The organism is Dysgonomonas sp. 521 (assembly GCF_010501055.1).
Classification (GTDB): domain Bacteria; phylum Bacteroidota; class Bacteroidia; order Bacteroidales; family Dysgonomonadaceae; genus Dysgonomonas.
This window is the reverse complement of the sequence record NZ_QVMO01000128.1, coordinates 1-7422: the sequence shown is the minus strand read 5'-3', so window position 1 is coordinate 7422 and position 7422 is coordinate 1. Positions and strand designations below refer to the sequence as shown.

Here is a 7422-nt window from a genome sequence, read left to right as displayed (position 1 = left end):
ATCACCCAGGCTTTTGCCAAAGTCTCATCCCCGTAATTGTAGAGCTGTTTAAGCAACAGGCATCCGACCATCATCCGAATCGGAATCGAGGGTTGACCAACTTTACTGTAAAACACGCCGAGTTCCGATTCCAATGAACCCCAATCCATTTTTTCTGCCAACTGAACCAACTCATGATTCATATCTATGAAGTCTGTCAGGAGTGGTCGGAACAAGTCGCCCTGATTTTGATCCGGTGATTTTCCTATCATTTTTTGCAAGCTTTTAGGACTTCAAGATACGAAATTCTGCAATATTAAGCAAATAATTGAAGGTTTAATTTGTTGGTAAATAGCTTATTATGTGCTTTTTAAGGAGCGACTTTTTAGTACTTATGTAAATATAACAAGAATGTTAAAAAGTGACAAAGGTGACAGGTCTTTCGCTGTTTTCCTTTGTTACTTTCCTTCTTTTAAACGAACTCATATTATAATAGATAAATAATCCTGCCAATGATGACAGTGACAGGATTATTTCTTATTGTTGCTGTACAACGCACAGACTGGAAGTCTGCGCGAGCAGAAGATATACGGTAATGACTGATTACTAATAATAAACAATTTTATGATATTATTTATATTCAGCAGGAATATTTAGCATCTGCTTTTCCAAATTCCAGTTCTCAGGTTTCTTTTTTGAGTTAAACCACTGACAACCTTTCTTTATCCATTGCTTGCGATATTCTTTTGTAGATTCAATAGTGTAATCCTCATTCCCAAATTCCACGCCACAACATGAGCAAATCTCATAAGTCGGGCATCTCCCATTTTCGCCCCAAGGTTTATCTTCAATATACAAACCGCATACTCTGCAATGATGTTCTTTCATATAATTTATTGATTTTATTATTGTTTATGCCAATATTTAAGACCATTTGTTGGTTTAAACATTGTTCGTGAAGTACCAGTAGCATCCATTACCCCAAATGTATTAGTTTTCTGGTTATATTTTAGGATGCTCCATTTGGCCTTGTTTTCATTAGTGTCCCTGATGGAGAATTGTGCAAAAAGTCTTTTGCTCCTTCAACATATTGTTTTGCATTTTGAAATTCAGAAAATTCCTTACCATGCTTTTGCCAGTGACCAAGAGCATTTTCTACTGCACTTGCGTTTTTAGTCTTTGACCATATGGCTGTTCCTTTTGCCGCTGCATTAACTCCTTTTGCTGCTGTGCCAACGCCCTTTGCCACTTTTCCTACAGGCAAAACACCTGCCGCAGCCCAAGCTGCATCGCCTGTTGTTACTTCTCTATCATTTGCAACTTTATATGCCACATCACCAGCTGGAACAACAGACAACATTGTCTCATTTACAGTATGCATAGTTTCTGTAAACTCCTGCCTTTTTTGCGAAGCATCTTCAAGCACAGCCGGATTATCAGATTGTATTTGTTTACCGCTTAATCCTACAGAACTTAATATTTCATTTCCGACTTGCTTAAGTGCTTTCAAGATTTCATCAATAGGATTTTCGCCTGTTGGGTCAGTAAATCTTAACGGATTATTAAATGTGTAAACGTATGGCGACCATGAGTAGAATTTCTCTGCCAACTGATCCACACTCGTAAACCTACCTATCTGACTATCCATATACCTAGCACTATAATCATACAAATTCACCCCATGCATCGCATCCAGCTCCTTCCCATTATACTTATACGGCTGCATCTCAGCCCCTGTAGTACTTGCAAAGACCGAACCGAAAGGATAATAATGATTCTTCTGAACCAACGTACCACTACTATTAGCCACCACACGGTTATTGCCCAGATGGTCATTCATATAGAAGTGATAGGTAGTGCCCTCGATATAACCGCCATCGACTAAAACTCTTTTTAGTACTGATGTAAATGTAGTAAGAATGTTAAAAAGTGACAAACGTGACAGTTTTTTCGCTGTTTTTCTTTGTTACTTTTCTTCTTTTAAACGAACTCATATTATAATAGATAAATAACCCTGCTAATGATAACAGTAACAGGATTATTTCATTTCTATTATTATTCAAGGCGGAGCCTTGATGTTAGCCTGACGCAGGTAGAGCCTACGCTGAACGGGGGCAAAGCCTTAATTTTAGGCTGACGAAAGTAGAGCCTACGCTGAACGGAGAAAAAAACTATCTATTCGTAACCAAACGCTCCTGCTCCTTTAATTATATGAACAATAGGTTCAAAAGTTGCTGTGTCATATCCCAAATAATATATAGCTAAATGGTGATAAAAAAAGATAAAGACATCTTTTTCTATCTGTATATTAGCTTTATTTGAACTTAATGAGATTGTATGAAAGCCTGTATGCATTGGGTATTTAAAATGTGTCGGAAAAGAGAACGGATTTCTACACAATGTATCATTAAATACAATTTCATTATCTATAGACAATTTTAAATCTATTTTGTCACGTGGAGGTGGGGGAGTCGATTCCATATATATATCTACATTCCACTTAACGGTTGAAAGAAATATAATTATTATCAATATACATATTGATACAGTAATGAATATTTTTTTCTTCATATTTGCTATTTTTAATATTTATATCGGAAGCCATATTGGAATATTGTTCCTATCTGACCAGCATTTTTAACAACAGGGTAAGGTATTCTTCTTCCATCTGGAGTTGACGCACTATTTACTCTTCTATTTAGCTTCCCTGCTCTCCAATTCTTATATGAATAAAACTTATCTCCTCCTGTAAATTTTGTACCGTCTCCTCCTTGAACCATAACGTCCACAGAAGGGGTATACCCTATACTTTTAGGATCAGGATGTTCTAATCCCATTGAATGCCCAACCTCATGAACAGCGGATCTTGTATTATAACTAAAATAGCCATTGATTTTACTCTCATTCAAATGCATAACTTTTCCTCCAAGTTCATTTGTCGCTCCATATATTCCATAACTAGAATTGTCAGCTACAACAAATAAATGGTCTGAATCTGCAACATCATCCATTGATAAGACTCCTGCGATTTGTATATCAGTTTGTAATTTATATCTTTCCCATCGATAGTAATTTCACTACCTAATGCTTCAGATATACCTGAACTTATATTTTTCGCAAGTTTATTAACATTTATACCACTACTCGAATTATTAATGACTTTAGCTGTGTAATGTAGAGTAACCACATCATTATTTATAGTATACCAAATACTATCTCCTCTTGGGTCAATTGCATTAATCGGATTATTCGCCACATACACATACGGACTCCAACTATAATACTTCTCCGCCAACGGATCCACACTCGTAAACCTACCTATCTGACTATCCATATACCTTGCACTATAGTCATACAAATTCACCCCATGCATCGCATCCTGCTCCTTCCCATTATACTTATACGGCTGCTTACCCTGCTCGGCAACACTTGTCGAAACGAGACTTATTCAATTTTTATATCCGTACCCGGCCAATAATCCATTCCATCATCTTTCAACAAAATGGATTCTAACTTATAAGCAATAGAAAGATCTTTCGGGAAAAAATATAAGCCTTCTTCAAAATAATAAGACAAAAATATCAGAGTCCTTTTTTTCTCCCCCAATTTATAAGACCTTATCAAATAATATAATGCCAAATTTCGCTGTTTTTCGGTCAATTCGTCCAGAGAGATATCATCATCTATTATCTTTACATTTTTTCTTTTAGATTGATTTATAGAAAACAAACTTTCATAAACAGACAAAGATACTTCTGCATTATTAGTAACTGTCGCCATATATAATGCATAAGGCGTATAATCAAATCTTTCTGAACATGACCTTCGCTCAAAGCTATAGAGATATTCTTCTATATTTCTATTTTCAATTGTTTTTATCAGGTAAAAGAAATCAGCGGTATCAAGACACTCTGATTCTTCTCGTTCGGGTATATAAAGAGTACCTGTAATTTTGGCTGGCAGATGCTTAAAATCAAGAGATTTTATTATCGAATCGCTATATTCCATCACTTCGTTTTTGATAGAATTATTGATGCTATCCAATAGAAGGTTTACTCTATTTATATCTACATTTTTATATTCAGCAAGATGTTTATTTTGCTTACATGAAATAAATAAAAATATAAATAATGTAATATAATATATAATCACTTTCATCTGGTAATTAATAATTAAGTATAACGGTTAAAATCCAAATGTATCATAGAACCATCTTCTTTGATTACCCCAGTTTTTATATTCATCTGGTTTTTGCTGTCCTTGATTAAGTCCTTCATCTCTTTTAGCTCGTTGTTCTTCTTTTGTATTGCCTTTAGAATGTGAAGGCCTATTGTAATGCTTTAAATCAGGATTATTATCTTTATTACCTTCCTCTGAATATATAGGTATACCTTCTCTGTAATATATCCAGCTCCCATATTTTGTTTGATCTTCAGAAGTAACTATTTCTCTAGCAGAAGAAATATATAAATAATCACTTGGTGCTACAATCACAACATTAGGCATATCTACCGAAATATTTTCAGCCAAAGTTATTGCTCCTCTATCCATAATACTCCCTGTATTGCAAGAATGTAGTACTATTATTAATTCTTCACCTGGCAATCGATTATTCCATATTGCACTATATCTGGTTAATAATGATTGTAAATCGCTTGCATTCTTAATCATGGAAACATTTCCTCTAATATCAACAAAAGTAAGCCCGTCTGGACTCCCATGTCCATAAATGTGTATCATTCCATTATCTACATTATCTCTGGCACGAGCTATTCCTGATCCACCATTTCTAGTACCCATCCCATTTAGCTTTTCTCTTCCTGTTGGATCAATAAATCTTAACGGATTATTTCGTGCATATGTATAAGGAGAAATCCAATACTTCTTCTCCGCCAACGGATCCACACTCGTAAACCTACCTATCTGACTATCCATATACCTTGCACTATAGTCATACAAATTCACCCCATGCATCGCATTTAGCTCCTTGCCATTTTACTTATACGGCTGTTTCCCTGCCCCTGTAGTACTTGCAAAGACCGAACCGAAAGGGTAATAATGAATCTTCTGAACCAACGTACCGCTGGCATTAGCCACCACACGGTTATTTCCCAGATGGTCATTCATATAGAAATGATAGGTAGTGCCTTCGATATAGCCGCCATCGACTAAAACTCTTTTTAGTACTGATGTAAATATAGGAAAAATGTTAAAAAGTGACAAAGGTGACAGGTTTTTCGCTGTTTTTCTTTGTTACTTTTCTTTGTATAACCTTACTCATACAATAGATAAATAATCCTGCCAGGGATGACAGTGACAGGATTATTTTTATTTGTTACGGATTATAAATCCTAGTTTGATTGACCTTCGGATTGCAAATCCGAAGGACGAGGAGTTATCTATAATGCATTACTTTTAATATTTTACAATCTTTTTTTCGAATCTCAATATAGGCACCTCCACCTCTAACATTTGGGTCATAACGATAAGGTTCTGGTATAAGTCCTTCAACGATCCAAACATCATTGATTAATTTCACTTTATAAGGCCTTTGTTCAAGAATATGTGTTTCTCCAAATATAGGTATCCAAATAGCCTCTGCAATCTTTTTAGCTGTTTCTTCATTTGGAACATAATCTCTCGTTTCGTTATCATTCAAAGTAGCTTCCATACTTAAATCATCTTTAATGATTTCTTCGGATTTTTGTGGATGAAGATTTAGTGTTATAAATATAACAACTAAAAATGAAGTTATTTTCTTTTTCATAATTATTCATAATTATTTTTTTTCTGGTTTATTATGCTCAATTACAACTCTTCTATTTGGGTCAGTCAAATATTGTACATCAATATAATGTGGCTTTGTGTCTTTAGCATCAGTTTCATTTACCCTTTTTCTAGAATTTGGATCACTTGGTATATCTTTTGCTGCGCCAACAGGGTTTGACGTATTTTTCGATTTTACATCATATTCAAGCATTTCTCCTCCAGGGGTTATGAGATATTCGTTTTTTCCCCTATCATCTGCACCATCTGTATCTATATCTGAAAATTTGTAACTACCTTCTCCATATTCTGAAGAGTCTGCTCCATGAGTATGAATACCGGCTGCCTCTGTTGTTCCTTCAGGTATATCAAGATTAGGAATACTCCAACCGGTTCCTCCAATTCTTGCAACATTATATGAATAAGATCCGTTTGAATTCTTATATATAAGTGAAGCAAACTCTTTATTCATAGAGATAGATGTTCCGTTATAATATTTAGCAAAATCATTAGCCGCCTCTATTTTTGTTTTGAAAGGATCGCCAGGGTCACGACCATCTTTATCAATCCATCGTAATGGATTATTTAGGCAATACGCATACGGACTCCAACTATAATACTTCTCCGCCAACGGATCCACACTCGTAAACCTACCTATACCACTCTCATAATACCTTGCACTATAGTCATACAAATTCAACCCATGCATCGCATCCAACTCCTTGCCATTATACTTATACGGCTGTTTCCCTGCCCCTGTAGTACTTGCAAAAACAGAACCGAAAGGGTAATAATGATTCTTCTGAATTGCTGTGCCACTACTATTTGCTACCACACGGTTATTTCCCAGATGGTCATTCATATAGAAGTGGTAGGTAGTGCCTCGATATAACCGCCATCGACCAAAACTCTTTTTAGTACTGATGTAAATATAGCAAGAATGTTAAAAAGTGACAAAGGTGACAGGGATTTCGCTGTTTTTCTTTGTTACATTTCTTTGTATAACCTTACTCATACAATAGATAAATAATCCTGCCAGAGATGACAATGACAGGATTATATCTTATTATTCAAGGCAAAGCCTTATTTTTAATCCGGCGCAGACGAAGCCTACGCCAGACGGAGGAAAATACTATTTTATTCTTAAACAATTTAATTGATAAGAAATACTGTCATATTTATTTTCAAAACCATCAATGTCTTTATGGATAGAGTCAACTTCTTTCATAAGAATAAAAATTTTATTTATATGTTCAAGTGTAATTTTCTCCTTATTTTCTCTATACCAACTCTCTATTTCTTTCACATCTTTCAATGTAACATATATAGGTTCTACGGCATATCCATCATGTCCCTGGCCAATAGATACACCAGATAAATAATAGAAGAATTCAAGGAAAAAAGAATCCTCTTTTGATATCGGCCTTTCCGTATATAAATATATATCCTTAATTTTCATTGTTGATTTCAGAGATTCTATACGATGTTCAAAAATGGAATCTACTATTATTTGATCACTTTTTCTCTCTTCTGATAAAGAATTTTGTCCAAAATTGCATAGAGGAGTTCCTAATAATATAATGAAGTCGTCTTGACTAATTTAAAATTGTTAAAAACAGAAGGAAGTGTTAGTTTAGTAATCGCTAAACAACCAAAACATAACACTTCCTATGTACA

Annotated in this window: 11 protein-coding genes and 1 pseudogene; all 12 read right to left on the bottom strand. The window is 34.9% G+C overall.

Annotation, left to right across the window (positions count from 1 at the left end; translation table 11 throughout):
* A partial coding sequence (locus D0T84_RS20520; protein ID WP_163309714.1) for a transposase occupies positions 1 to 251 on the bottom strand: 251 nt, incomplete at its 3' end.
* Positions 252 to 609: 358 nt separating this feature from the next.
* On the bottom strand, positions 610 to 867 hold the full coding sequence (locus D0T84_RS20515; protein WP_163309713.1) for a hypothetical protein: 258 nt from the start codon (positions 865 to 867) through the stop codon (positions 610 to 612).
* Positions 868 to 988: 121 nt separating this feature from the next.
* The gene (locus tag D0T84_RS20510) at positions 989 to 1915 is read right to left on the bottom strand and encodes an RHS repeat-associated core domain-containing protein (RefSeq protein ID WP_255495503.1); all 927 of its coding nucleotides are present in this window, start codon (positions 1913 to 1915) and stop codon (positions 989 to 991) included.
* Positions 1916 to 2154: 239 nt separating this feature from the next.
* Positions 2155 to 2550, bottom strand: a complete 396-nt coding sequence (locus tag D0T84_RS20505) for a hypothetical protein (protein WP_163309712.1) — start codon at positions 2548 to 2550, stop codon at positions 2155 to 2157.
* An 11-nt stretch (positions 2551 to 2561) separates the two neighbouring features.
* Positions 2562 to 2990, bottom strand: a complete 429-nt coding sequence (locus D0T84_RS20500; protein ID WP_163309711.1) for a hypothetical protein — start codon at positions 2988 to 2990, stop codon at positions 2562 to 2564.
* Positions 2951 to 3352 carry an RHS repeat-associated core domain-containing protein gene (locus tag D0T84_RS23385; protein ID WP_370525539.1) on the bottom strand — a complete coding sequence of 134 codons (402 nt, stop codon included), beginning with the start codon at positions 3350 to 3352 and terminating at the stop codon, positions 2951 to 2953. The genes D0T84_RS20500 and D0T84_RS23385 overlap by 40 nt, the downstream gene beginning before the upstream one ends.
* A gap of 71 nt (positions 3353 to 3423) precedes the next feature.
* Positions 3424 to 4137, bottom strand: coding sequence for a hypothetical protein (locus D0T84_RS20490; protein ID WP_163309710.1), 714 nt, complete (start codon positions 4135 to 4137; stop codon positions 3424 to 3426).
* A gap of 27 nt (positions 4138 to 4164) precedes the next feature.
* A pseudogene (locus D0T84_RS20485) lies at positions 4165 to 4959 on the bottom strand (RHS repeat-associated core domain-containing protein); the annotation flags it as partial.
* A 15-nt stretch (positions 4960 to 4974) separates the two neighbouring features.
* On the bottom strand, positions 4975 to 5202 hold the full coding sequence (locus tag D0T84_RS23140) for a hypothetical protein (protein ID WP_255495501.1): 228 nt from the start codon (positions 5200 to 5202) through the stop codon (positions 4975 to 4977).
* Positions 5203 to 5374: 172 nt separating this feature from the next.
* Entirely contained in the window at positions 5375 to 5746 is a 372-nt protein-coding gene (locus D0T84_RS20480; protein WP_163309709.1) for a YbbC/YhhH family protein, read from the bottom strand.
* 12 nt (positions 5747 to 5758) lie between these two features.
* Positions 5759 to 6607 (bottom strand): RHS repeat domain-containing protein, encoded by an 849-nt coding sequence (locus D0T84_RS23135; protein ID WP_255495500.1) that lies wholly within the window; start codon positions 6605 to 6607, stop codon positions 5759 to 5761.
* Between the two features lie 270 nt (positions 6608 to 6877).
* Positions 6878 to 7204 carry a hypothetical protein gene (locus D0T84_RS20470; protein ID WP_163309708.1) on the bottom strand — a complete coding sequence of 109 codons (327 nt, stop codon included), beginning with the start codon at positions 7202 to 7204 and terminating at the stop codon, positions 6878 to 6880.
* Positions 7205 to 7422: the final 218 nt, after the last annotated feature.